Here is a 23,816-nt window from a genome sequence, read left to right as displayed (position 1 = left end):
GGACGACATCGGCCCCCGCCGGACCGGTGCGGCCCGGCGGAGGGGCAGTCGGTCAGACTCCGGCGCCCGCTCCGAGGAGCGTCGTGACGCGCTGCGGGTCACCGCAGACGACGAGCAGGGCTCCGGCGCGGGCCATGGCCGACGGCAGGGCCTTGACGGCCGTCTCGTCGTCTCCGCCGTTGACGGCGACGATCACCACGGGACGGGCGGTCGCCCGCTCCACGGCGGCGGCGTGCGCGAAGAACACGTCGTCACCGGTGTCCTGCTGGGCCCAGTAGGCGGCCTCGCCGAAGGACAGCTCGTGCGTGGCCCACGGGTGCGGGTCGCCGGTGGTGAGCACCAGGACCTCGCCCGGCGCCCGGCCGCTCTCCAGGAGCAGGTCCAGGGCCTCTTCGGCGGCGTCGAGCGCGCCGTCGGCGGGGGCCGGGATCAGCTGGAGCTGCGGCGTGGATCGCTGATCGGAACGATTCTCCGGGGCGTTCGCCGGGGACGGCGCGGGACCGGGGTGCGGGCGCGGCGCCGCGGGCCTGGCAGGGCCGGGAACGGGGCGTCCGGGACGCGGTGAGGCCGCGGTACGCGGGCCGGGTACGGGACGGGGGGTCGACGCGGGGCGGCCGGCGGCCGCGGTGGCGCGGGGACCCTGGGCGCTCTCGTGAATCTGAGGCTCCTCGGGGATGAGAGGCATGAGTGGATGTCTATCAAACGCCGCTGCGCGAGGCATCGGCGGGTGGGCACACATGTGCACCCCGGCCGCGTGGAAGGCCCTTGAGCAGGGTCCCGCGACCGGAAGTTCAGAAGTCGAAGCCGAGTTGGCCCCCGCTTTCCAGCGCGACCGCCTCGGCGGAGAGGCGGACCTTTTTGAGGTGGCGCCACCTGGGCATCGCGTCCAGGTACGACCAGGAGAGACGGTGGTGCGGGGTGGGCCCCAGCTCTTCGAGCGCCGCTTTGTGGACCGGCGAAGGGTAGCCCGCGTTGGCACCGAAGGCGTACGCCGCGTAGTCCTCGCCACCGACGCCCAGCTCCGCCATGACGGCATCCCGCCGGACCTTGGCGATCACGGAGGCGGCGGCCACGGCGATGCAGGACTGGTCACCCTTGATCACCGTACGGACCTGCCAGGGGCTGCCGAGGTAGTCGTGCTTGCCGTCGAGGATCACCGCGTCGGGCCGCATGGGGAGGCCTTCCAGGGCTCGGACGGCGGCGAGCCGCAGCGCGGCTGTCATACCCAGCTCGTCTATCTCCTGCGGGGAGGCGTCGCCCAGCGCGTACGCCGTGACCCAGTGCTCCAGATCCGCGGCGAGCGCGGTACGGCGCTTGGGGGTGAGCAGTTTGGAGTCGGTGAGCCCTTCGGGCGCCCGGCGCAGTCCGGTGACGGCGGCGCACACGGTGACGGGGCCGGCCCACGCTCCGCGTCCGACCTCGTCGACTCCGGCAACGATCTTGGCGCCGGTGGTGGCTCGGAGCGATCGCTCGACGGTGTGGGTGGGTGGTTCGTACGGCATGGCGCCTGACAGGTTACGCCGCTCGGTGCCGGGTGCGATACCCGGATTCCCGTCGGGCGCCCGAGGGGCCGTCGCGGCGCACCCCCGGGGCCGTGCGCATCACCCCTCGGAGGCCGTCCGGCCCGGGTCAGACGCGCAGCAGCGGCACCATGATCCGGTCGATCAGATCGGCGATCTCATGGTCCGGCCATTCGCTCGCGCACACCTTCGAGCGATACATCATCATCGCGGGTACGACATCGACCACCAGGTCGTTGTTCGCGTCCGCACGTACGTCGCCCCTTGCGATTCCGCGGCGCAGCACATGCCGGAAGAGTCGGGCCGAGGGCTCGACCACCCCGGTGACGATCAGGCCGTGGAACCTCTCGGCCTCCTCGGCGTCGCATTCGTGAAGGACGGCACGCAGGGCGACGCCGGGCTTGGAGTACATGACGTCCCGGACTCGGCGGCACAGCTCGTACAGCTCCTCGCGCACACTCCCCAGGTCCGGGGCCTCGTCGAGGGCCGGCAGACCGGCCTGGAGCGCGTCGGCGACGAGGTCTTCCTTCGACGGCCATCGCCGGTACACCGCGGCTTTGCCCGTCTGCGCGCCGACCGCGACACCCTCCATCGTCAGACCGTTCCAGCCGACGCTGCCCAGCTGCTCGAGCGTGGCCTCCAGGATGGCCCGTTCGAGTACCGGGCCACGGCGTCGCAGTGCCACCCCTTCCGGCCGGGCGGCGGCCGTGGAGCGCGAAGTAACCATCAGGATCTCTCCGTTGAGGCAGTGTCATGTCTTCGGCAGTGCCCAGTGAACGGTTGCGTGCACTGAGGGGGACTCACTACCGTGGTGAACAGTGAACGGGTGCGTTCACTAATTTTCCGTGGGGGATCCATAGTGACAACTTCTCCGGTCGACACACAGACCAAGGACGGACCAGCTCGCGCCGGAGGACGGCCGGGTATCGCCTTGACGGTCATCGCCGCCTGCCAGCTGATGGTCGTCCTTGACGCCACCATCGTGAACATCGCCCTGCCGCACATCCAGGACGCGCTCTCCTTCTCGACCACCGATCTGTCGTGGGTGCTCAGCGCCTACACGCTCACCTTCGGTGGTCTGCTGCTCCTCGGCGGACGGGCCGGGGACATCCTCGGACGCCGCCGGGTGTTCATGGCCGGCATCCTGCTCTTCACCTTCGCCTCGCTGCTCGGCGGCTTCGCCCAGGAACCCTGGCAGCTGCTCGCCGCACGGGCCCTGCAGGGCGTCGGGGGCGCCATCGCCTCGCCCACCTCGCTCGCGCTGATCACCACGACGTTCCCCGAAGGTCCGGAACGCAACCGGGCGTTCGGCGTGTTCGCCGCCGTCTCCGCCGGTGGCGGCGCGATCGGTCTGCTCGCCGGCGGCGTTCTCACGGAGTGGCTGGACTGGCGCTGGGTCCTCTTCGTGAACGTCCCGATCGGTCTGCTGATCGCCTTCCTGACCCCGCGCTACATCACGGAGTCCGAGCGTCACCCCGGCCGGTTCGACATCGCGGGAGCCGCGACCTCGACACTCGGTATGGCGGCGCTGGTCTACGGGTTCATCCGCGCGTCCGAGAAGGGCTGGGAGGACGCGCTGACCATCGGTTCCTTCGCCTCGGCGGTCATCCTTCTCGTCGCCTTCGCGGTCGTGGAGTCCCGGGCGAAGGAACCGATCACCCCGCTCCGGATGTTCGCGGACCGCAACCGCTCGGGCACGTACATCATCATGCTCAGCCTGGCGGCCGCCATGTTCGGCATGTTCTTCTTCATCGTGCTGTGGGTCCAGGACGTCCTGGGCTACACCCCGATCCAGTCCGGACTCGCCTTCCTTCCCGTGACCTTCGCGATCGGCGCCGGCGCGGGACTCGCCCAGCGGCTGCTGCCGGTGCTCGGCCCCAAGCCGTTCATGGTGAGCGGCGCGGCGATCACCGGCGCGGGTCTGTTCTGGCTGACGTTCATCAGCTCGGACAGCAGCTACGCGAGCGGTGTCCTCGGTCCGATGATCCTGTTCGGCTTCGGCATGGGCCTCAACTTCGTGACGCTCACGCTCACGGCCGTCTCCGGAGTGGCCCAGCACGAGGCGGGAGCCGCGTCGGGCCTGCTCAACGCCACCCAGCAGGTCGGTGGTTCGCTGGGTCTGTCCATCCTGGTCACGATCTTCGGCACGGCGAGCCGTGAGGAGGGCGAGAAGCAGATGCCCGGCTTCCTCGCGAACTCGACGCCCGAGCAGCAGGCCGAGGCGATGAAGACGCAGGAGCTGCCCCCGCCCTGGGGGCACGAGGTGCTGACCTCGGGCATCTCCTCGGCCTTCACGGCCGCCGTCGCGATGGTGCTGATCGCGCTGGTGACGGCCGTCCTGGTGATCCGGGTCCGCAAGAGCGACCTGGAAGCGCTCAGCGGCCGGGCGGAGGCCGCCGGGCCGGTGGCCTGAGAACGCGCCGACGGCCCCTGAATCCCTTCCGGGGTTCAGGGGCCGTCGTGCCGTCTCAGACCTTCTCGGCCGGGACCCACTCCGGCAGCTCCTCGGTCTGCCGCAGCCACTCCGCCGGCGGCGCTCCGGTCGCCGCCGCGGCCACCACGCCTCCGGCGATGGCACAGGTCGTGTCGACATCGCCACCGACCTGGGCGGTCGTCCAGAACACCCGCTCGAAGTCGCCGAGACCACGGGCCGCCGACCAGAGCGCGAACGGAACCGTGTCGTGTGCGCTCGTCCGCCGCCCGCTGCCGAGGACCGCCGCGACCGTGCCCGCGTCGCCGTAGTCGAGCATGTCGCGCGCCCGACGCAGGCCCGCCCCGACCGCGCTGCGCGGCACCAGGGCGACGACTCCGTCGAGCAGCGCCTCCGGAGTGGGCGGCCCGGCCGGGTCGGCGGCCAGGGCGGCCGCGGCGGCGACGGCCATGGCACCCACCACGGCCTCACGGTGCTGGTGGGTCGTGTAGGCGGAGATCTCGGCCTGGTGCGTCGCCTGCTCCGGGTCGTCCGCGTACCAGGCTCCGAGCGGAGCGATCCGCATCGCGGCACCGTTGCCCCAGGAGCCCTGCCCCTGGAAGAGCGCGGCGGCCAGCTCCCGCCAGTCGCCCCCTTCCCGGATGAGCCGGAGCATGCGGTTGACCGCGGGGCCGTAGCCCCGGTCGAAGTCGTGGTGCTGAGCGAAGGACATGGCCAGGGCGTCCTGGTCGATCCGTTCGTGGTGGGCGAGGACGGCCAGGACGGAGCAGGCCATCTCGGTGTCGTCGGTCCACTGCCAGGGGCCTTCGGGCAGCTCGCGCCGCTTCAGCAGGGGATAGTTGGCGGGTACGAAGAACTGGGAGCCCAGGGCGTCTCCCACGGACAGCCCGCGCAGGCTGGCCAGGGCGCGGTCGAAGCGCCGGTCGAATGAGGAGTCAGCGGTCATCGGTCTGCCACTCTATCCGGTAGGGCCGTACGGTTCCGGGGTACGCCAGCGTTCGAACGGCCTGTCCAGCCGGTATCGCCCGTCCGGGTCGAGCAGGAGCATGCGGGTCTCGGCGTTGCCCGGGTTCGACAGCGACTCGAAGTCCGCCACCGTCCAGTGGAACCAGCGCATGCAGAACAGCCGCATGGTCAGCCCGTGGGTGACGATCAGGACGTTGGGCGGATGGTCGGGCGCCTCGAAGCTGCGGTAGAGGCTCTCCAGGAACGAGCCGACCCTGTCGTACACGTCCGCCCCCGACTCGCCCTGCGCGAAGCGGTAGAAGAAGTGCCCGTACGCGTCCCGATAGGCCTTCTGCAGGCGTACGTCCTCCCGCTCCTGCCAGTTGCCCCAGTCCTGCTCCCGCAGCCGGGGCTCCTCCCGCACCCTGACCTGCTCGGGAGGCAGCCGGAAGGCCCGGAGGGTCTCGTGGGTGCGGCGGTACGGCGAGACGTAGACGCTCACCGCCTCGTCCCCGAAGAGTTCCCGCAGCCGCTCCCCCGTCTCCTCCGCCTGCCGCCGCCCGGTCTCCGTGAGCCGCAGGGCATGGTCGGGCTCCCGTTCGTACACCGTGTCATCGACATTGCCCTCGGACTCTCCGTGCCGTACGAGAACGATGCGCCGCGGTCGTGCCATACCCCGACCCTAGATCGCCGGTCCTGGGCGGGCTCAACCGAGGAGGCGTCCGGAGTCCATCCGGCGTATGTGTCCGGTGAAGCGGCGGCGCAGCGCACGGTCGTGCGAGACCACCACAAGGGCTCCGGTCCACTGCTCCAGCGCCGCTTCCAGCTCCTCCACGAGCCCCAGGGCCAGGTGGTTGCCCGGCTCGTCGAGCAGCAGGAGGTCGGCGGGCCTGGCAAGCAGCCGGGCGAGCGCCAGCCGACGGAGCTGGCCCGCGGAGAGACCGCCGACCGGGACACTCAGGTCGGCCGGGCGGAACAGTCCGTACGACAGGAGCAGTTCGGCCCGCTCGTCCTCGGCGAGGGCGAGCCCGCGTCCGAAACAGGCCAGCAGCCGCTCCTCCGGGCGCCGCACCGTGACGTCCTGGGCCAGGTACCCGATCCGTCCGGCACGCCGGACGTCCCCGGCGTCGGGGTCGACCGCTCCTGCCATGACCCGCAGCAGTGTGGACTTCCCCGCGCCGTTGCCGCCGTGGACGAGCAGCCGCTCCCCGGCCCGCACGGTGAGCGTGTCCACGGAGAGCCGGTCCGCGACCCGAACACCGGTCAGGGTGACGAGCGCTCCCTCAGCTCCGCCGGCCAGGGGCCGGGCGGAGAAGGACAAGGGCGGAGGCGGCGGGGGCACGGGCTCCGCACGGAGTCGTCTCAGTCGCTCCCGCGCGTTGCGGACGCGCCCCGAGACCGAGGCCTGGACGCGGCCCGCAGCCCGGTCGAAGGCCATTTTGTTGTTGTCCTTCATCTCCCTCCCGGACGCGACCCCGTGCGCCGTGGTCGCGGCGTAGGCCTCCAGTCGCGCCGTCTCCTCGCACCACTCCTCGTAGGCCTCCTCCCAGCGCCGCCGCGCGGCTGCCCGTGCCGCGCGGTAGCCGGCGTATCCGTCCCCGTACCGCACGAGCGCACGCCGGTCGGCGTCCACCTCGACGATCGCGGTGGCGACGCGCTCCAGGAAGGTCCGATCGTGGGAGACGGCCACGACGGTCCCGCGGTGCGCGAGGAGGGCGCCCTCCAACCAGTCGAGCGCCTGCGCGTCGAGATGGTTGGTGGGTTCGTCGAGCAGGAGCACTTCGGGGCCGGCCGCGACCGCGCAGGCGATGCCGAGCCGGGCGAGCTCGCCGCCGGAGAGGCTGCCGAGTCTCCGGTCACGACCGGTACCGGCGAGGCCGAGTCCGTGAAGAGCCTTGTCGACCCGGGCGTCCGCCTCGTACCCGCCCCGCAGTTCGTAGGCGGTGAGGAGCTCGCCGTACGCGTCGAGCTCCCCACCGTCCGCCGCGTCGAGTCCGGCTTCGAGTGCGCGCAGCCGCCGCTCCATGGCGCGGAGCTCGGCGAGCGCGGCGTCGATCGCGTCACCGACGGTGGCTCCGGGAGGCAGCTCGGGCGTCTGGGCGAGCATCCGCAGGCCGCCCTCGGCGACGGTGACGACGCTGCCCTCGTCGGGCTGCTCCGCCCCGGCGAGGAGACGCAGCAGAGTCGATTTCCCCGCGCCGTTCTCCCCCACGATCCCGATCCGCTCCCCGGGGCGCACGGAGAGCGAGACCTGATCGAGGAGCAGTCGTTCGCCACGGGACACGACGACGTCGTGCAGTGAGATCTGAGTGGGCAACGGCGCCTCCAGAAGTGGACTGTCAAATGCAACATTGATTGCATTAAGGCGAGCGTGGCAGACTCGAAGCACTAATGCAACGGGAGTAGCAATTGAATGACTCGATCGAGGAGCGCCCGGCCCCGGCGCCCGGCAGCACGCGCCCCGGCGGCCGCACCGCCCGCACCCGGGCGGCCGTCCGCGACGCCGTCCTGACCGGCCTGTCCGAGCACGGCTACCCCGCCCTGACCGTGGAGTACGTCGCCGAGCACTCGGGCGTCCACAAGACGACGCTCTACCGCCGTTGGGGCAGCGTCGAAGGCCTCCTCGCCGACGCGCTCGACCTGGCGAACGAGGACGCCTGGACGCCACCGGACACGGGGAGCCTCTCCGGAGATCTGCGCGCACTCGCGCACGAGGTCGTCGACGCGTTCGGCGATCCCGCCACAGGCGCGGCCCCCACCGCGTTCATCGGCGCCGCGTTCCAGTCCCCGCGGGCAGCGGAGGCCCTGCACACCTTCTACACCGAGCGCTTCCGGCGCTGCGAGGCCGTCGTCACCCGGGCCGTCGACCGCGGCGAGGCACCGCGGGGCACCGACGCCGGCGCGGTCGTCCGGGCGGTCTCCGCACCCCTGTTCCTGCGGCTCTTCATCACCCGCGAGCCGATCGACGGCGCGCTCGCGGACCAGGCGGCGCGCGCGGTTCTGGCAGGGGTCGAAGCGGGCGCGTACGTCCCCGCGTAGCCCTTTCCCGGCTTCGACGCGGCGGGCGTCTCAGGCCCGCTCAGACCGTCCAGGCCGGCTCGAGCTGCACCACGTCACCGGCCAGCGCCGCCACGTCGGCCGCGGTCCTGGCCCGGAGTCCGAGCCGCTCGATCCGCTCGACCCGGTACTTCCCGTGCTCCGCGGCGGACTGCCACATCGACAGCACCAGGAACTCGCTGCCGGGCGCCTCGCCGAACAGTCCCCGCAACATGCCGGGGGACCCGGCCATCGCCGGGTTCCACACCTTCTCCTGCATCAGCGCGAAGTGCTCGGCGCGGTCCTCGTGGACACGGCAGTGCGCCACCCTCGCCACGTCGGCGTCCGAGAACTTCGGCTCGAACCCGGTCTTGACGTCGAAGCGGTGGTCGAACAGCTTGACCTGGATGTCTTTGTACGTGCCCATCTGCGCGGCCGCCAGGCGATCGTGCGAACGCGCCATGAACGAGTCGTAGAAGGCCCGGCTCTCCCAGAAGCCGAAGACATGGGCGACGTCCGGCCGAGCCCGGCTCCACCCGCCGCCCTGTCCCCGGAATCCCGGCTCACCGAGCAGCCCCGCCCATTTCCGCTGTCCCCGCTCGAACCCTCGACGGTCCATCACGGTGCAGCGAATCCACTTGACCAGCACCGCGCCATCGTACGGGCCCGGAGACCGCCCCGGCAGACCCCGTCAGGGTCCCGCCGGGTGCACGCGCTCGAGTCCCGTGCGCTCCTCGTCGTCCAGTTCGATCCCGAAGAGGCCCTCCAGCGTCGCGATCAACTCGTTCACGGGTACGGGACGTTCCTCGACGACTCCGTCCGTCCGTACCGTCGACAGCGTGTCGCGCACCAGTGCCCTGCGCTCGTCCTCCCCGGGCCGCTGGGCCACGACCTGGCCGAGGAAGCGCGACTGCGGATGGCTGGAGCTGTAGTGGTTCATGACGGTGAAGTCACCCGGGTAGAGGGTCTGCGGGGAGAAGGCGTACAGATCGGTCCACCCCTGCGGGCGCAGGGACCGCAGGACATGGATGCCCTCGTCCTCCACGGCCATCCCGAACGTCCAGCCGCTCTGCTCGACGCGCGCCCCGTCCCGCAGGGGCACCGGCTCCAGCGGCCCCTGCCAGCCGAACCCCACGTCGGCGAGCCACTGTTCGCCCTCGATCGCGACGACGAGCAGCGCGTGCGTGACGGGCGGAAGCGCCGCGCCGCGTGAACGGTTCCGCGCGCCGCGCCCGGTCACCGTGAAGCCGATCCGTTCGAGCACCGCGGCGAACAGGGAGTTCTGCTCGTAGCAGTAGCCTCCACGGGGTCGCTCGACGAGCTTGGCCTGAAGGCTCTTCAGATCCAGCGGGACAGGTCGCCCCAGGGCGACGTCGAGGTTCTCGAAGGGCACCGCTCGGACGTGCGCGCGGTGAAGAGCCGTCAATGTACGGAGATCGGCGGCGAGTTCCCCGTCCCGTTCGGCCTCGTATCCGATTCGAGCCAGATATGCATCGAGATCCAGCTCCTCACCACTCCACAAACCGCTCTCCCCCTCAACCCCCGGGTCCACTGTCGTAGCCCCATGACACCATGAGCAATCAGCCCACGACCAAGGGCTTTTGAGCGGGTGGACAGTTCGACGCGAGGCGTGCGCGGGGGCGTACGCGGAGAGGGGAAGCACCATGAGCGGACTCAACAAAGGGGTGGGCCGGGTCGAGGTGACGCTCAGGTGGGACCCCGCCCCGATCGGCGCGCCGGCCCACGACCTGGACATCGTCGCCGGCGTCTTCGCCGCGGACGACCCTCACGGAGCCCCGGTCCAGCTGGTGCACTTCGGCAGCCGGTCCCCCGACGGCACGATCACGCTCCACCGGGACAGCCGTACGGGCCAGGGATTCGGCTACGACGAGGCCATGACCCTGGAGCTCGACCGCCTGGCACCGCGGTACGCACGCGTGGTGGTGGGCGTCGCCATACAGCAGGGCGGCGGGCGGCGGTCCTTCGGCGACGTGGCGAACACGGGCATACGGGTCCGCGAGGGCTACACGGACCTGCTGGTCCACGACTTCGCGGACGTGCCGGACGCCCTCTCGGCGACGGTCGTGGAGTTCACCCGGGACGGCACCGACGGCTGGACGTACCGCCCGATCAGCCACGGATTCGACGCCGACCCCCAGGTGTTCGGCACCGTGCTGGGCTCCATACGCGCCTGAGGGTTCCCCACGCGCCCGAAGCCTGGACGCACGCGGACATGGCAAAGGGGACCGGCACGAGGCCGGTCCCCTTCATGAAGCACCTGGCGGATGTCAGCTGCAGCCGCTGGTCGAGCCGCAGCCCTCGCAGATGTAGCAGGAGCCGGCGCGCTGCATCTTCGTCCCGCAGGAGAAGCAGAGCGGGGCGTCGGCGCTGATGCCGAGCTGCATCTCGACGAGCTCCGCCGAGGTGTGCGCCTGCTTCGGGGCCGGAACCTCGATCTTCGGGGCCGGGGCCGCGACGGCCTTCAGCTCCTGGGCGCGGGGCGCGGACTGGGCCAGCGCCTCGACGTCGACCTCGTCCTCCTCGGACTGCTCGTACGAGCCGGTGTCCAGGTGGCGCTGACGCTCCTCGGCCGAGTGGATGCCGAGCGCGGAGCGGGTCTCGAAGGGCAGGAAGTCCAGCGCCAGGCGGCGGAAGATGTAGTCGACGATCGACTGCGCCATCCGCACGTCCGGGTCGTCCGTCATGCCGGCCGGCTCGAAGCGCATGTTGGTGAACTTCGAGACGTACGTCTCCAGCGGAACGCCGTACTGCAGACCGACGGAGACGGCGATGGAGAAGGCGTCCATCATGCCGGCGAGCGTCGAGCCCTGCTTGGACATCTTGAGGAAGACCTCGCCCAGACCGTCGTCCGGGTAGGAGTTGGCGGTCATGTAACCCTCGGCGCCACCGACGGTGAAGGAGGTGGTGATCCCCGGGCGGCCCTTGGGCAGACGCTTGCGGACCGGGCGGTACTCGACGACCTTCTCGACGGCCTCGCGGATCGTCGCCTCGGTCTTCGCGGTGACCTCGACCTTCTCCTCCTCCTTCTTCTTGGCGGAGAGGGGCTGGCCGACCTTGCAGTTGTCGCGGTAGATGGCGAGCGCCTTGACGCCCATCTTCCAGGCCTCGAAGTAGACCTCTTCGACGTCCTCGACCGTGGCCGTCTCCGGCAGGTTCACGGTCTTGGAGAGGGCGCCCGAGATCCACGGCTGGATGGCGGCCATCATGCGGACGTGGCCCATCGCGGAGATGGAGCGCTCGCCCATGGCGCAGTCGAAGACCTCGTAGTGCTCGGTCTTCAGGCCGGGCGCGTCGATCACATTGCCGTTCTCGGCGATGTGGGCGACGATCGCCTCGATCTGCTCCTCCTGGTAGCCCAGGCGGCGCAGGGCCTGCGGGACGGTGCCGTTGACGATCTGCATCGAGCCGCCGCCGACGAGCTTCTTGAACTTGACCAGGGCGAGGTCGGGCTCGAGGCCGGTCGTGTCGCAGGACATCGCGAGACCGATGGTGCCGGTCGGGGCGATGACCGAGGCCTGGGCGTTGCGGAAGCCGTTCTTGGCGCCGAGGCGGATCACGTCCTGCCAGGCCTCCGTGGCGGCGGCCCAGATCGGCGAGTCCAGGTCGTCCACACGGACGGCCTTGGTGTTCTCGTCGGCGTGCTGCTGCATGACGCGCTGGTGCGGCTCGGCGTTGCGGGCGTAGCCGTCGTACGCGCCGACGACCGCGGCGAGCTCGGCGGAGCGCTTGTACGAGGTGCCGGTCATCAGGGAGGTGATGGCACCGGCGAGGGCCCGGCCGCCGTCGGAGTCGTACGCGTGGCCGGTCGCCATCAGCAGGGCGCCGAGGTTGGCGTAGCCGATGCCGAGCTGGCGGTAGGCGCGGGTGTTCTCGCCGATCTTCTGGGTGGGGAAGTCGGCGAAGCAGATGGAGATGTCCATCGCGGTGATGACGAGCTCGACGACCTTGGCGAAGCGCTCGACCTCGAAGGCCTGGTTGCCCTTGCCGTCGTCCTTGAGGAACTTCATCAGGTTCAGCGAGGCGAGGTTGCAGGACGTGTTGTCCAGGTGCATGTACTCGCTGCACGGGTTCGAGCCGTTGATACGGCCGGACTCGGGGCAGGTGTGCCAGTGGTTGATCGTGTCGTCGTACTGGATGCCCGGGTCGGCACAGGCCCACGCGGCCTCGGCCATCTTGCGGAAGAGCGACTTGGCGTCGACCTCCTCGATGACCTCGCCGGTCATCCGGGAGGTGAGACCGAACTTCCCGCCGGACTCGACGGCCTTCATGAACGTGTCGTTCACGCGGACGGAGTTGTTGGCGTTCTGGTACTGGACGGACGTGATGTCGTCGCCGCCCAGGTCCATGTCGAAGCCCGCGTCACGAAGGGCGCGGATCTTCTCCTCCTCCTTGACCTTGGTCTCGATGAAGTCCTCGATGTCGGGGTGGTCGACGTCGAGGATGACCATCTTGGCCGCGCGGCGGGTCGCGCCACCCGACTTGATCGTTCCGGCGGAGGCGTCGGCACCGCGCATGAACGAGACCGGGCCGGAGGCGTTGCCGCCGGAGGAGAGCAGCTCCTTGGAGGAGCGGATGCGGGAGAGGTTCAGGCCGGCGCCGGAGCCGCCCTTGAAGATCATGCCCTCTTCCTTGTACCAGTCGAGGATGGACTCCATGGAGTCGTCGACGGACAGGATGAAGCAGGCGGAGACCTGCTGGGGCTGGGGCGTGCCGACGTTGAACCAGACCGGCGAGTTGAAGCTGAAGATCTGGTGCAGGAGGGCGTAGGCCAGCTCGTGCTCGAAGATCTCGGCGTCGGCGGGCGAGGCGAAGTAGCCGTACTCCTCGCCGGCCTTCGTGTACGTCTTCACGATCCGGTCGATGAGCTGCTTGAGACCGGTCTCGCGCTGCGGGGTGCCGACGGCCCCGCGGAAGTACTTGCTGGTGACGATGTTGACCGCGTTCACCGACCAGAAGTCGGGGAACTCGACGCCACGCTGCTCGAAGTTGATCGAGCCGTCGCGCCAGTTGGTCATGACGACGTCACGGCGCTCCCACGCCACCTCGTCGTACGGATGCACGCCAGGGGTGGTGTGGATGCGCTCGATACGCAGGCCCTTGCTCGTCGCCTTCGCTCCCTTGGAACGAGAACCACGTGCCGGACCGCTCGCCGTCTCTGTCATGCCGCCTCCCATATACGGGCAAAACACACTTTGGCACCCAGATAGTCCCAGGGCACCGTCTTCTGTACGTCGTTCTGTACTGCTGCCACGAGCGCCACGGGGGTCGCTCGGGGCACGTCTGCCAGGCCGCTCGGCGGCCGGCCGCCGGGCACGGGGCCCGGACCGCCGGTCAGTCGGCGGCGGTGGCGGGAACGGGGACCTCAGGGGTCGCACCGGTCCCGCGGTTCTCAGCGGGAGGCCGCACGCGGAGTTCCGCGATGGCGGCCTCGAAGTCTTCGAGGCTGTCGAAAGCCTTGTACACGGAAGCGAAGCGCAGGTACGCGACGAGGTCGAGCTCCTGCAACGGGCCGAGAATGGCCAGTCCCACGTCATGGGTGGTCAGCTCGGCGCTGCCGGTGGCGCGCACCGCCTCCTCGACCCGCTGGCCGAGCTTGGCGAGGGCGTCCTCGGTGACCGGTCGCCCCTGGCACGCCTTGCGTACGCCGGAGATGACCTTGGTACGGCTGAAGGGCTCGGTGACACCGGACCGCTTCACCACCATGAGCGAGCACGTCTCCACCGTCGTGAAACGACGGGAGCAGTCGGGGCACTGGCGCCGGCGCCGGATCGACGTCCCGTCGTCGGTGGTGCGACTGTCGACGACACGGCTGTCGGGGTGCCTGCAGAAGGGGCAGTGCATTGGTTCCGACCCTCCCTCACGGCACGACTGGTGAACCTCGCCCGACCGTCAAGGCCCTGCGAAGCGACCACCAGCATAGGCGATGTAGGCAGCCCCGGCAGACCGGGGACCACTACCCCTGGGTGGCCGGTGCCATCCAACCACTAGATCTTGGGTTGGCGGCGATTCCGGGCGTTCCGCGTGTCGCGACGTGTCGGCTCCCGCGATTCGAGCGCCCCGGATGCGACACTGAGAGGGTGCACCGCGCGCGACCCAGCGGCGAAGGCTACCGTGACGACCGATTCGGGACGGCGGCGCGAGAGTGCTCATACACCTGCATGCGTACACGCGTAAGGCAATCTGCGAATTTTCACTCGAACGTGTGTTTGGCGCAACCTTTCGAAAGCCACTACCGTTGTGCCAGCCAGGGAGACCATTCGAGAGGGGCCGACGACGTGACCACCACCGCAGACAGTGCCACCATCACCGCCCAGGACCGCTCCCAGGGCCGACTCGAGCCGGTGCACGCCATGAATGACACAAACATGAACGGTGAGGAGCCCGGGCGACCCGCCCGCGCCCTCCCCGGGCGACCTCCAGGCATCCGAGCCGACAGCTCCGGTCTCACCGACCGGCAGCGCAGGGTCATCGAAGTCATCCGCGACTCGGTCCAGCGGCGGGGCTACCCGCCGTCGATGCGCGAGATCGGGCAGGCCGTCGGCCTGTCCAGCACGTCCTCGGTGGCGCACCAGCTCATGGCGCTGGAGCGCAAGGGCTTCCTGCGCCGGGACCCGCACCGCCCCCGGGCCTACGAGGTGCGCGGCTCCGACCAGCCGAGCACCCAGCCGACGGACACCACGGGCAAGCCCGCCGCGTCGTACGTGCCCCTGGTCGGCCGGATCGCGGCCGGTGGCCCGATCCTCGCCGAGGAGTCCGTCGAGGACGTCTTCCCGCTCCCCCGGCAGCTTGTCGGTGACGGCGAGCTCTTCGTCCTCAAGGTCGTCGGCGACTCGATGATCGAGGCCGCCATCTGTGACGGCGACTGGGTCACCGTCCGCCGCCAGCCGGTCGCGGAGAACGGCGACATCGTCGCGGCCATGCTCGACGGCGAGGCCACGGTCAAGCGCTTCAAGCGCGAGGACGGCCACGTCTGGCTGCTCCCGCACAACGCGGCATACCAGCCCATCCCCGGCGACGAGGCGACCATCCTCGGCAAGGTGGTGGCAGTCCTGCGGCGAGTCTGACTCAGCTCGCCGGCTCTGACCGGGCCCCGGGACCCACTGCGCCGGTCCCGGGGCCCTGCCGTGTCCTGCCGAGCCCCGGGAGACCGGGGCTCGGCAGGGTGGAACCTCAGGCCTCCGCCGCCTTCGACGCGGCATCGATCGCCGCCAGCGACTTCCGCACCTGGTTGCGGTCGGTCGTGTACCAGAAGTCGGGCAGCGAGGCCTTCAGATAGCTGCCGTACCGCGCCGTCGCGAGCCGGGGGTCGAGAACCGCCACGACACCCCGATCGCCCGTGGCCCGAACGAGTCGACCGGCGCCCTGCGCCATGAGCAGGGCCGCGTGGGTCGCCGCGACCGCCATGAAGCCATTGCCCCCGGCCTCCTCGACGGCCTTCTGCCGGGCGCTCATCAGCGGATCGTCCGGGCGCGGGAACGGGATCTTGTCCATGACGACCAGCTGACAGCTGGCCCCCGGGACGTCCACGCCCTGCCAGAGCGACAGCGTGCCGAAGAGACACGTCTTCGGGTCCGCCGCGAAGTTCTTGATCAGCTCGCCCAGCGTGTCCTCGCCCTGGAGGAGGATCGGCAGCTCCGGGACACGGATCCGCAGCTCCTCCGCCGCCTGCTGGGCCGCACGCATCGAGGAGAACAGACCGAGGGTCCGCCCGCCGGCCGCCTGCATCAGCTCGGTCAGCTCGTCGAGCATGTCGCCCCGGTCCCCGTCCCGCGCGGGGCGGGAGAGGTGCTTGGCGACGTAGAGGATGCCCTGCCTGGGGTAGTCGAACGGGGAGCCGACGTCGATCCCCTTCCAGACGGGCAGGTCGTCCCCCGTGGTGCCCTCCGGAGCGAGCCCCAGCGAGGCGCCGACGCCGTTGAAGTCGCCGCCCAGCTTGAGCGTGGCCGAGGCCAGGACCACGGACCGCTCCGTGAACAGCTTCTCCCGCAGCAGACCCGAGACGGTGAGCGGCGCGACCCGCACCGAGGCTCCGAAACGGTCGTGCCGCTCGTACCAGACGACGTCGTACTCCGAACCCTGGGTGATCCGCTCCGCCACACCGTGGACGGTCTCCACCGAGGCCATGGCCTGCTTGCGCACGGCGTCCTCGTCCTGCACCGACCGGTCCCGGGTGGAGCCCAGGGCCGTGATCACCGCGCGGGCTGCGTCACGCAGCGCCATCAGGGCGTACGCGAGGTCCTCCGGGATCTCCTCCAGGCGTCCCGGCAGGGCCAGCTCCATGACCCGCTCGAAGCCCTCGGCGGCGGTCTGCAGCTGGTCGGCCACCTTCTCGTCGACCAGCTTCGAGGACCGGCGCACGGCACGGTTGACCTGGCCGGGGGTGAGCTCGCCGGTGGCGACCCCGGTGACCCGGGAGACCAGCTCGTGGGCCTCGTCGACGATCAGCACCTCGTGCTGCGGGAGCACCGGGGCGCCCTCGATGGCGTCGATCGCGAGGAGGGCGTGGTTGGTGACGACGACGTCGGCGAGCTTGGCCCGCTCGCGGGCCGACTCGGCGAAGCACTCCGGCCCGTACGCGCACTTGCTCGCGCCGAGGCACTCCCGGGAGGAGACCGAGACCTGGGCCCAGGCCTTGTCGGAGACGCCGGGCGTCAGGTCGTCCCGGTCGCCCGTCTCCGTCTCGTCCGACCAGTCCCGGAGCCGCATCAGGTCCTGGCCCAGCTTGCTGCTGGGCGCGGCCGCCTCGAAGGGGTCGAAGAGGCCTTCCTCCTCGTCCTGCGGGACCCCTTCATGGAGCCGGTGCAGACAGAGGTAGTTCGACCGGCCCTTGAGCATGGCGAACTGGGGGCGGCGGCGCAGCTGCGGATGCAGCGCGTCGACCGTGCGCGGGAGGTCACGCTCGACGAGCTGGCGCTGGAGCGCCAGGGTGGCCGTGGCCACCACCACCCGCTCGCCCTGGGCCAGCGCCGGCACCAGGTAGCCGAGCGACTTGCCCGTGCCGGTGCCGGCCTGGACGAGGAGGTGGGAATTGTCGTCGATGGCCTCGGCCACGGCCTCGGCCATGGTGACCTGGCCGGGCCGCTCCGTGCCGCCGACGGCGGTGACGGCGGCGTGGAGGAGGTCGGGGAGGGATGGCTTCGTCATAGCCCTTCCACCCTACGGGGCGCCACTGACAGCAAAGGCACGCGCGCGCGTCACGCGAGCGGGTTGGGCACGGTCCCGTGGACGGCCGCGTGGGGTCGCTCGGGACGGTCCCGGTAGCCGTCCAGGTGCAGACGGTTGCGGTTGAGGCAGAGCCGCTCGATCCGGGGGGTGAGGAGGTCGAAGAGCTCGAACCGTTCCTTCAGCTCGGGGAAGCGCGCCTGGTGGCGCAGGATCTCCGCGCGGACGAGGGACCAGAAGTCCGCCTCCGGCACACCGAGTTGCTCCTCGCAGAGCGGTGCCAGATAGCGGAAGACACCGACGAAGAGCCCCGAATGGATGAACTGGACGAGGAAGTCGGGCTCCTCGGTCAGGAGGACGGCGCGCACGTCGCCCGGCAGGGTGTCGTGCTCGGGAAGGGGCTGGGCGCTGATGTTCACGTCGTCGACGAAGTCCTTGATCGCCAGGCGTACGGGGACGTCCTCCCCGTCGTAGACGACGATGGCGTTCTCGCCGTGCGGGGAGAAGACCGTGCCGTAGCGGTAGAGGAAGTGCAGCAGCGGGGGCAGCAGCGCGGCGAAGAGGTGCTGGAGCCAGGCGGCCGGAGCGAGCCCGGAGCGCTCGACGAGTTCGGCGACGAAGGCCCGCCCGTCGGGGTCCGTGTGGAGCAGGGAGGCGAGGGTGCGGGCCCGCTCGCCCGGGGGCAGTCGCAGCGGTTCGCGCCAGATCGCGCCGAGGAGTTCCTTGTACTGGTACGGGACTTCGGGCAGCCGGTCGTACAGGGGGTGCTCGACGGTGACGGAGGCGACCTCGCCGAGGAGGATCACCCCGCACTCGTCCCGCAGGAACGGGTCGGCGTCGCGGAGGCCGTGGACCCATGCGGTGACGGCGGGAGCGGCGAGGGTGCGTTCGGTGGGCAGGCCGCGCCAGACCAGGGTGTTGAGCACGGACAGCGGGAGTTTGACGGTGTGCCGGTCGGGGCGGCTGGTGTTGAGGAAGGTACGGACCGACTGCTGCGGCAGCCGGAGGTCGCCGTCCGCGGAGAGCGGGACGACGGCCCCGGTGGCGATGGCCGGGGCATACAGCGGAAGCAGGATCTCGTCCCATTGCCAGGGGTGGATGGGCAGCAGGAGATAGCCGTCGGGTTCGTGGCCGCGGGCGGTGAGCTCGGCGCGGAACGCGGCGTGGACCTCGGGGTCGAGCTCCTGGGCGTAGAGACGGTCGGGGGTGCCGAGCCCGGACACGCCCCGGTAGGCGGCGAGGCGGTTGCTGACGGCGATCCACGGCAGCCGGGTGGCGCGGCGGGCCTCGGGTGCCCAATGGGCGGCGTCGGTGGCGGAGAAGCCGATGCGGCCCTTGTTGAGGACGAGCCAGGGGTGGCCGGTCTGGTGTCCTTCGAGCTCGGCGTAGGAGAGGGCGGCGAGCCGGGCGGCGGAGAGGGCGGTGTGGTCGAGGCGGGCATCGGCGGCGAGGGTGGCGGAGAGCTCGCGGATGAGGTGGCCGAGGGTGGCGCCGTCGAGCTGGAGGAGGCGGCGGGCGCGGACCAGGAAGTCGAGGGCGTCGGTCATGGGCCGGCCCTCGTGGGTGATCGAGTCGGCGGCGACGTACCAGCTGCCGTAGGCGCCTCGGCGGGCGCGGAAGGTGAGGGCGGTGCCGTCGTCGAGGCGCAGGGTGTGGAGGTCCGGTTCGTCCGCCACCGGTGCGGGTTCGACGATCTCCTCGTACGCGAACTCGGCGAGGGCCTTGGCGAGGAGCCGGGAGGAGGCCCTGGCCCAGGCGGCGGCGTTCAGCTCGGGCGGCGTGAGCAGCTTGGGCGGCGCAGGCGGTTCAGGGGACGCGAGCGGTTCGGCGGACGCGGGTGGCGGGGACCCGGGCAGTGCGGGCGTCGGCGCCGGTTCGGCCCTGGAGGAAGAGGCGGGAGCTGCGGCGGAGGGGGTGGGCTGTGCGGAGTCGTGGGGTGCAGGGGACATCGACACGAGGACTCCTCGGAGTGGGAACCGCTGTGGGTCGAGCGGTGTAGAGAAGACAGAGGGTTGTTCACAGAACGTGACGGAGGGCGCGGTCACGCATCATGAGCGCCGCTCGCTTGTCAGGGAGGTCGACTTCCGCCGCATAGCGGAAGCCGCCGCTGAGGAAGGCCGAGACGGAGGGGGTGTTACGGATGTCGGGTTCGGCGACGACGCGGGTACAGCGGGGACGGTGGTCGAGGACGAGATCGGCGACGGCGCGCAGCAGTGTGCTGCCGACGCCGCGGCCCCGGTCGGTGAGGCCTCCGATCAGCAGATGGATACCGGTGTCGTGGGGGCGCGCCGGATAGTGCCGGGCGAGCGGGTCGAGGTCGGCGCGGTAGATCTCGAAGTAGCTCATGGGCGTGGCGTCGAGCACTCCGAGGCAGGGGACGCTGCGACCGTCGCCTTCGAGTTGGGTCCGGATGTGCTCGGCGGTCACGGTCTCGGGTCCGGCCAGTTCCCAGAAGGCGGCGACGGCGGGGTCGTTCATCCATCGGGCGACGAGCGGCAGGTCTCGTTCGAGCCGCACGGGGACGAGCTGGAAGACGCCGGCGGACGTGTGGGCCGGGCTCCAGGAGGCGACGGAGTCCAGCAGGTCGCCGTCGAGGAGTTCGGCCTCGATGTGGCCGCCTTCGAGGAGGGTGACGAGTTCGTCGAGCCTCAGGTCGAGGGTGTCGTCACCGGGCGGGTCGGCCGGTGGGCGGGTGGGTGACACGGTGTCGCTCTCCTCTCGGCGGTGCGGTCGGGGCGTGGGTTCTCCGAAGGCGCGCTCAGGCGCGGAGGGGGTTGGTGACGGTGACATAGACGGACTGCGTGTCGACGGGTCCGACGAGTTCGTCCATGCCGTGCAGGCGGGTGAGGAGGTTGGCCTTGCTGCGGAGGGTCGCTGCTTCCAGGAGGCGGTGCGGCAGGGGTGAGCCGAGGCTGGTGGCGGAGGTGAGGAAGCTGCGGAAGGCCGCGAGCAGGACGCGCTCGTCGGCGAGGTGCTGGGCGCCGAAGGCGCCGATCAGGCCGAGGACGTTGTTGATGCCGAGGTAGTAGGCGAAGCGCTCGTCGGTGACCTGGTCGGAGACGAAGGTGTCGCTCTCGGCGCCGATGCCGGGGAGGCGGCTCTCCAGCTCGCTCCGGTGGGACTCGCGGAAGTAGTAGCCCTGATTGTCACGGTAGCGGCCGCCGACCGGCCAGCCGTCGGGGTCGAGGAGCACCAGGGTGTTCTGCTGGTGGGCCTCCAGGGCGATGCCGGCGTGTCCGTCGAGCCAGAGGACGGGGCGGACGACCTGGTCGAGATAGCGGAGGAACCACTCGGCGGAGACGGCCGTGGTGGGACGGCCGGTGCGGGCGGCGAGGCGGCCGATGACGTCGGCGAGGCGGGAGCGCATGGCGCTGGTTCCGGGCCAGGGCCGGGGAGCGGTGAGGGAGGCGATGCAGACGGCGTCGTCGCCGGGCCCGAAGGGGTTGTGGCGAATCATGAGGTCGAGGCCGGGGACGGGGGCGCCGTCCGGGGTGTCGACGGCGAGCCACGCGGGGTCGCGGACGATGTCGAAGCCGGGGTGGGCGGCCTGCCATTCGTCGACGAGGCCGGTACGGAGCAGCCGGTGGACCTCGACACCGCGGTGGAGCTCCTTGCGGAGGTTCTCGCGGCGCGAGTTGGTGATGCGCAGGCCGAGGGAGAGCTTGAGCATGGCCCGGGCGCCGGGGCGGTGCACGGTACGGACGGAGGAGGTGGGGTGCCACGGGCTGCCGTGGAGACCGAGGTCGTGGAGGAGGCCGGTGTCGATGAGGGCGCGGATGTCGGGGCGGTGCAGAAGTTCGCGGGCCTGCCAGGGGTGGACGGGCAGGGGCGCGGTTCCGGCGGGGAGCGCGAGCCCTTCGGCGAGGCCGATGGCGAGTTGCTCGGCGCTGACGGGGCGGCCCTGTTCGGTCCAGCCGGAGTCGGAGGCCAGGAGGGAGGAGTCGACGGCGAGCCAGTGGAGGGGGAAGGAGCCGTGGAGTTCGGGTGAGTAGAGCCGGGCCTCGGCTTCGGAGAGGCCTTCGCGGCTCTTGGGCGTGGGGTGGAGGGGGTGGCCGAGCAGCAGGGACTGTTCGGCGGCGAGGAAGAGGTCGGCGTCCGGGTGCGGTTGGGGCGAGCGGCGGCGCTCGGTGAGGAAGTCCGCGGTGCGGCGGGCCGAGTCGGCGACCCTGCCGACGAGTTCGGTGGCCTCGGGGCGGCCGGTCTCCCGGCTGAGCAGGGCGGCCACGGTCACGGCGTCGACGGTGGGGGCCGTGGCCGGGAGGCCTTCGAGGGCGGGAGCGCCGAAGCGGTGCCAGCCGGTGGGCGACCAGTAGCGGACGGGGACGAGGAGGGCGGTGCCGCTGGCGTCGAGGGGGATGCGCAGGGTGGTGGAGCCGGGGGCGGGCAGGTTCTTCTCTCGGACCCAGCAGCGGAGGAGGTTCTCGACGGCGGCCGCGTCGGCGGCGCGCTGCGGATCCGGGTCCTCCAGGGGGTCGGCGCCGGCCGGGCGGTGCGGGCCCGGGGCAGGGGCGCTCTGCGGGGCGGTGGCGTCGGACTGGCGGTGCGTTTGCGGGTGCGGGTCGCTCAGCGGGCTGGTTCCCGCGGCCGTGCGGTGCGGTCGGGGGTCGTACGGGCCGATGTGCTGGCGCGGGACCGTGGCATCGGCGGGGCGGGCCGCGGCGGCGGGCTCCGTGGCGCCGGGCTCCGAGACGCCGGGGACCGTGGCGCCGAGGACCGTCGGCCTGGACCCCGTGGCGCCGGGCTCCGAGACGCCGAGGTCCGTGGAGCCGGGAACCGTGGAGCCGTGGACTGCGGCGTCGGGAACCGTGGAGCCGGGCTCTGGGTCGGGGCGGGGGTCGGTGGTGAGGAGGTGGGACGGGGTCTCCGTGGCGGTGAGTGCCTCGGTGGCGAGGGACTCGGTTGTCAGCAGGGAGGGGTCCAGTGGCGTGGAGGCGAGGACCTGGGAGGTGAGTTGCTCGGCGGCGAGGGGGGCCTCGGTCTCGGGCGCCGGGGAGGGGGGCGTGGCGTTCACGGGGGCTTCCTTGGGGGGCGGGGCCGGGGCGGCCCGGGTCAGTGGGACGGCCCGGGAGCGGTCCGGGCGGCCGTGGGCCTGCGGGCGGCGGGCAGCTGGGGGGTGTGGGCCCGTTCGGCCGCGGCGAGGGCGTCGGCGAAGCGGTCCAGGACGGCGGTGGCCTGCTCGTCGGTGAGCGTGAGCGGGGGCAGGAGCCGGACCACGGCGGAGTGCCGTCCGCCGAGTTCGACGATGAGGCCGCGGGCGAGGCACTCCTGCTGGACGGCGAGGGCCAGGGCGGGGGCGGCGGGCGGTACGGGGTCGTCCGGTCCCGCCGCGTCGGGGTCGACGAGTTCGACGCCGATCATGAGGCCCCGGCCGCGGACGTCGCCGACGCAGGAGTGGGCGGCGGCGAGGCCCCGGAGTTGGCCGAGGATGCGGGCGCCGAGGATGCCGGCCCGCTCGGCGAGTCGGTTCTCGCGGACGTACGCGAGGGTGGCCGTGCCGGCGGCCATGGCGAGCTGGTTGCCGCGGAAGGTGCCCGCGTGGGCACCGGGTTCCCAGGCGTCGAGCTCGGACCTGTAGACGATGACGGCGAGGGGGAGGGAGCCGCCGATGGCCTTGGAGAGGACCATCACGTCGGGCACGATGCCGCTGTGCTCGACGGCCCAGAAGGCGCCGGTGCGGCCGACGCCGGTCTGGACCTCGTCGACGACGAGGGGGATGGAGCGGTCGGCGGTGATGCGGCGCATCCGGCGCATCCAGTCGTCGGGCGCGGGGATGACCCCGCCCTCGCCCTGGACGGCTTCGAGGATCATTCCGGCGGGGGTGGTGACGCCGCTCTTGGGGTCGTCGAGGAGGTTCTCGGTCCAGCTGGCGGCGAGTCGGGCGCCGCGGGCGCCGCCGACGCCGTAGGGGCAGCGGTACGAGTGCGGGTACGGCAGCCGGGTGACGCGGACGTCGGTCGCTCCGCCCGAGGCGTCGAGGGCGCCGGACGTCATGCCGTGGTACGCGCCGGTGAAGGCGAGGAGTCCGCTGCGGCCGGTGGCGGTGCGGACCAGTTTGAGGGCCGCCTCCACGGCGTCCGTTCCGGCCGGTCCGCAGAACTGGATGCGGGCGTCGTCGGCGAGTTCCCCGGGCAGGGTGGCGAACAGCTCGGAGGTGAAGGCGTCCTTGACGGGGGTGGCGAGGTCGAGGACATGGAGCGGGGCACCGGAGTCGAGGACCTTCTTGACGGCTTCCAGGACCACGGGGTGGTTGTGGCCGAGGGCGAGCGTCCCGGCCCCGGACAGGCAGTCCAGATAGCGGCGGCCGTCGGCGCCCTCGATGGTCAGCCCTCGCGCCCGCACGGGGACGATGGGCAGGGAGCGGGCGTAGGTGCGGGCGGCGGACTCCCGCAGGGACTGGCGGCGCAGGATGCCTTCGTACCCGCCACCGCCCCCCTGATCCGAGGCTCCCTGGGCAGAAGCCGCCCGATCCTGGTCACCTTGGGCCGGAGCCGCCCGGTCCGAAGGTCCTCGGTCCGGGGTGTCCCGGGTCGTCGGGGTGTGCGTCCCTGGGCCGGCCTCGTCGGGCGGTCCGGCGGCGGGCCCGTCGGGCGTCCGGGTCTGCGTCCGCGCGGCCGGTGGGACGGGCGGAGCTGAATCGGTCACGGCCACGGCTCGGTGTCCTCCCGCTGTAACAGTTGCGTTGCACATCGGGACGTCGTGGA

The 23,816-nt window shown here is 71.5% G+C and carries 19 protein-coding genes; 4 read left to right on the top strand and 15 right to left on the bottom strand.

Going from position 1 to position 23,816, the window contains the following annotated elements; genetic code table 11:
- Positions 1–52: 52 nt before the first annotated feature.
- The 3 genes from ACIP8Z_RS36455 to ACIP8Z_RS36445 all read right to left on the bottom strand — a co-directional run bounded on the left by ACIP8Z_RS36455 (position 53) and on the right by ACIP8Z_RS36445 (position 2,247).
- Entirely contained in the window at positions 53–685 is a 633-nt protein-coding gene (locus tag ACIP8Z_RS36455) for a hypothetical protein (RefSeq protein WP_402091085.1), read from the bottom strand.
- A 106-nt stretch (positions 686–791) separates the two neighbouring features.
- Positions 792–1,502 (bottom strand): ribonuclease HII, encoded by a 711-nt coding sequence (locus ACIP8Z_RS36450; protein WP_402091083.1) that lies wholly within the window; start codon positions 1,500–1,502, stop codon positions 792–794.
- Between the two features lie 127 nt (positions 1,503–1,629).
- Complete coding sequence (locus tag ACIP8Z_RS36445; RefSeq protein ID WP_402091081.1) at positions 1,630–2,247, bottom strand: TetR/AcrR family transcriptional regulator; 618 nt, start codon at positions 2,245–2,247, stop codon at positions 1,630–1,632.
- A 132-nt stretch (positions 2,248–2,379) separates the two neighbouring features.
- On the opposite strand from ACIP8Z_RS36445, the gene ACIP8Z_RS36440 reads away from it, so the two are divergent.
- Positions 2,380–3,933, top strand: a complete 1,554-nt coding sequence (locus ACIP8Z_RS36440) for an MFS transporter (RefSeq protein ID WP_402091079.1) — start codon at positions 2,380–2,382, stop codon at positions 3,931–3,933.
- A 55-nt stretch (positions 3,934–3,988) separates the two neighbouring features.
- On the opposite strand, the gene ACIP8Z_RS36435 is transcribed toward ACIP8Z_RS36440, so the two are convergent.
- The 3 genes from ACIP8Z_RS36435 to ACIP8Z_RS36425 are packed head-to-tail and all read right to left on the bottom strand — an operon-like array spanning position 3,989 to position 7,213.
- Positions 3,989–4,897, bottom strand: a complete 909-nt coding sequence (locus ACIP8Z_RS36435; RefSeq protein WP_402091077.1) for an ADP-ribosylglycohydrolase family protein — start codon at positions 4,895–4,897, stop codon at positions 3,989–3,991.
- 12 nt (positions 4,898–4,909) lie between these two features.
- Positions 4,910–5,569 (bottom strand): histidine phosphatase family protein, encoded by a 660-nt coding sequence (locus tag ACIP8Z_RS36430; RefSeq protein ID WP_402091075.1) that lies wholly within the window; start codon positions 5,567–5,569, stop codon positions 4,910–4,912.
- 33 nt (positions 5,570–5,602) lie between these two features.
- Positions 5,603–7,213, bottom strand: coding sequence for an ABC-F family ATP-binding cassette domain-containing protein (locus ACIP8Z_RS36425; protein WP_402091073.1), 1,611 nt, complete (start codon positions 7,211–7,213; stop codon positions 5,603–5,605).
- A 92-nt stretch (positions 7,214–7,305) separates the two neighbouring features.
- Between ACIP8Z_RS36425 and ACIP8Z_RS36420 the strand changes: the two genes are divergently transcribed.
- A complete protein-coding gene (locus ACIP8Z_RS36420; RefSeq protein ID WP_402091071.1) occupies positions 7,306–7,935 on the top strand; it encodes a TetR/AcrR family transcriptional regulator in 630 nt (209 codons plus the stop codon).
- 40 nt (positions 7,936–7,975) lie between these two features.
- On the opposite strand, the gene ACIP8Z_RS36415 is transcribed toward ACIP8Z_RS36420, so the two are convergent.
- Both ACIP8Z_RS36415 and ACIP8Z_RS36410 read right to left on the bottom strand, forming a co-directional pair.
- Positions 7,976–8,581 carry a YdbC family protein gene (locus ACIP8Z_RS36415; protein WP_319320523.1) on the bottom strand — a complete coding sequence of 202 codons (606 nt, stop codon included), beginning with the start codon at positions 8,579–8,581 and terminating at the stop codon, positions 7,976–7,978.
- Positions 8,582–8,623: 42 nt separating this feature from the next.
- Positions 8,624–9,484: an arylamine N-acetyltransferase gene (locus tag ACIP8Z_RS36410; RefSeq protein WP_402091069.1), complete on the bottom strand. Its 861-nt coding sequence runs from the start codon at positions 9,482–9,484 to the stop codon at positions 8,624–8,626.
- 112 nt (positions 9,485–9,596) lie between these two features.
- On the opposite strand from ACIP8Z_RS36410, the gene ACIP8Z_RS36405 reads away from it, so the two are divergent.
- Positions 9,597–10,127, top strand: coding sequence for a TerD family protein (locus tag ACIP8Z_RS36405; protein WP_402091067.1), 531 nt, complete (start codon positions 9,597–9,599; stop codon positions 10,125–10,127).
- A 93-nt stretch (positions 10,128–10,220) separates the two neighbouring features.
- Here ACIP8Z_RS36405 and ACIP8Z_RS36400 read toward each other — a convergent pair whose 3' ends face one another.
- The gene (locus ACIP8Z_RS36400; RefSeq protein WP_402091065.1) at positions 10,221–13,115 is read right to left on the bottom strand and encodes a vitamin B12-dependent ribonucleotide reductase; all 2,895 of its coding nucleotides are present in this window, start codon (positions 13,113–13,115) and stop codon (positions 10,221–10,223) included.
- Positions 13,116–13,284: 169 nt separating this feature from the next.
- Positions 13,285–13,794, bottom strand: a complete 510-nt coding sequence (gene nrdR, locus ACIP8Z_RS36395) for a transcriptional regulator NrdR (RefSeq protein WP_030325324.1) — start codon at positions 13,792–13,794, stop codon at positions 13,285–13,287.
- A gap of 434 nt (positions 13,795–14,228) precedes the next feature.
- Between nrdR and lexA the strand changes: the two genes are divergently transcribed.
- Complete coding sequence (gene lexA, locus ACIP8Z_RS36390; RefSeq protein WP_402091063.1) at positions 14,229–15,017, top strand: transcriptional repressor LexA; 789 nt, start codon at positions 14,229–14,231, stop codon at positions 15,015–15,017.
- Between the two features lie 106 nt (positions 15,018–15,123).
- Here the strand turns inward: lexA and ACIP8Z_RS36385 are convergent, their stop codons facing one another.
- From ACIP8Z_RS36385 to ACIP8Z_RS36365, 5 genes are all read right to left on the bottom strand, one after another.
- On the bottom strand, positions 15,124–17,097 hold the full coding sequence (locus ACIP8Z_RS36385) for an ATP-dependent DNA helicase (protein WP_319320506.1): 1,974 nt from the start codon (positions 17,095–17,097) through the stop codon (positions 15,124–15,126).
- A gap of 50 nt (positions 17,098–17,147) precedes the next feature.
- Complete coding sequence (locus ACIP8Z_RS36380; protein WP_402091061.1) at positions 17,148–19,064, bottom strand: IucA/IucC family protein; 1,917 nt, start codon at positions 19,062–19,064, stop codon at positions 17,148–17,150.
- Positions 19,065–19,131: 67 nt separating this feature from the next.
- On the bottom strand, positions 19,132–19,818 hold the full coding sequence (locus ACIP8Z_RS36375) for a GNAT family N-acetyltransferase (RefSeq protein WP_402091059.1): 687 nt from the start codon (positions 19,816–19,818) through the stop codon (positions 19,132–19,134).
- 55 nt (positions 19,819–19,873) lie between these two features.
- Complete coding sequence (locus ACIP8Z_RS36370) at positions 19,874–22,126, bottom strand: IucA/IucC family protein (RefSeq protein ID WP_402091057.1); 2,253 nt, start codon at positions 22,124–22,126, stop codon at positions 19,874–19,876.
- A 38-nt stretch (positions 22,127–22,164) separates the two neighbouring features.
- Positions 22,165–23,763: a diaminobutyrate--2-oxoglutarate transaminase family protein gene (locus ACIP8Z_RS36365; protein ID WP_402091055.1), complete on the bottom strand. Its 1,599-nt coding sequence runs from the start codon at positions 23,761–23,763 to the stop codon at positions 22,165–22,167.
- Positions 23,764–23,816: the final 53 nt, after the last annotated feature.

The sequence above is a fragment of the Streptomyces sp. NPDC088553 genome, assembly GCF_044752965.1.
Taxonomy (GTDB): Bacteria; Actinomycetota; Actinomycetes; order Streptomycetales; family Streptomycetaceae; genus Streptomyces.
This window is presented reverse-complemented; position numbering and strand designations above follow the sequence as displayed.

Coding starts and splice junctions, on each gene's coding strand:
- ACIP8Z_RS36455 (WP_402091085.1), bottom strand. CDS start 685: ATGCCTCTCATCCCCGAGGAGCCTCAGATTCACGAGAGCGCCCAGGGT.
- ACIP8Z_RS36450 (WP_402091083.1), bottom strand. CDS start 1,502: ATGCCGTACGAACCACCCACCCACACCGTCGAGCGATCGCTCCGAGCC.
- ACIP8Z_RS36445 (WP_402091081.1), bottom strand. CDS start 2,247: ATGGTTACTTCGCGCTCCACGGCCGCCGCCCGGCCGGAAGGGGTGGCA.
- ACIP8Z_RS36435 (WP_402091077.1), bottom strand. CDS start 4,897: ATGACCGCTGACTCCTCATTCGACCGGCGCTTCGACCGCGCCCTGGCC.
- ACIP8Z_RS36430 (WP_402091075.1), bottom strand. CDS start 5,569: ATGGCACGACCGCGGCGCATCGTTCTCGTACGGCACGGAGAGTCCGAG.
- ACIP8Z_RS36405 (WP_402091067.1), top strand. CDS start 9,597: ATGAGCGGACTCAACAAAGGGGTGGGCCGGGTCGAGGTGACGCTCAGG.
- ACIP8Z_RS36400 (WP_402091065.1), bottom strand. CDS start 13,115: ATGACAGAGACGGCGAGCGGTCCGGCACGTGGTTCTCGTTCCAAGGGA.
- nrdR (WP_030325324.1), bottom strand. CDS start 13,794: ATGCACTGCCCCTTCTGCAGGCACCCCGACAGCCGTGTCGTCGACAGT.
- ACIP8Z_RS36385 (WP_319320506.1), bottom strand. CDS start 17,097: ATGACGAAGCCATCCCTCCCCGACCTCCTCCACGCCGCCGTCACCGCC.
- ACIP8Z_RS36380 (WP_402091061.1), bottom strand. CDS start 19,064: ATGTCCCCTGCACCCCACGACTCCGCACAGCCCACCCCCTCCGCCGCA.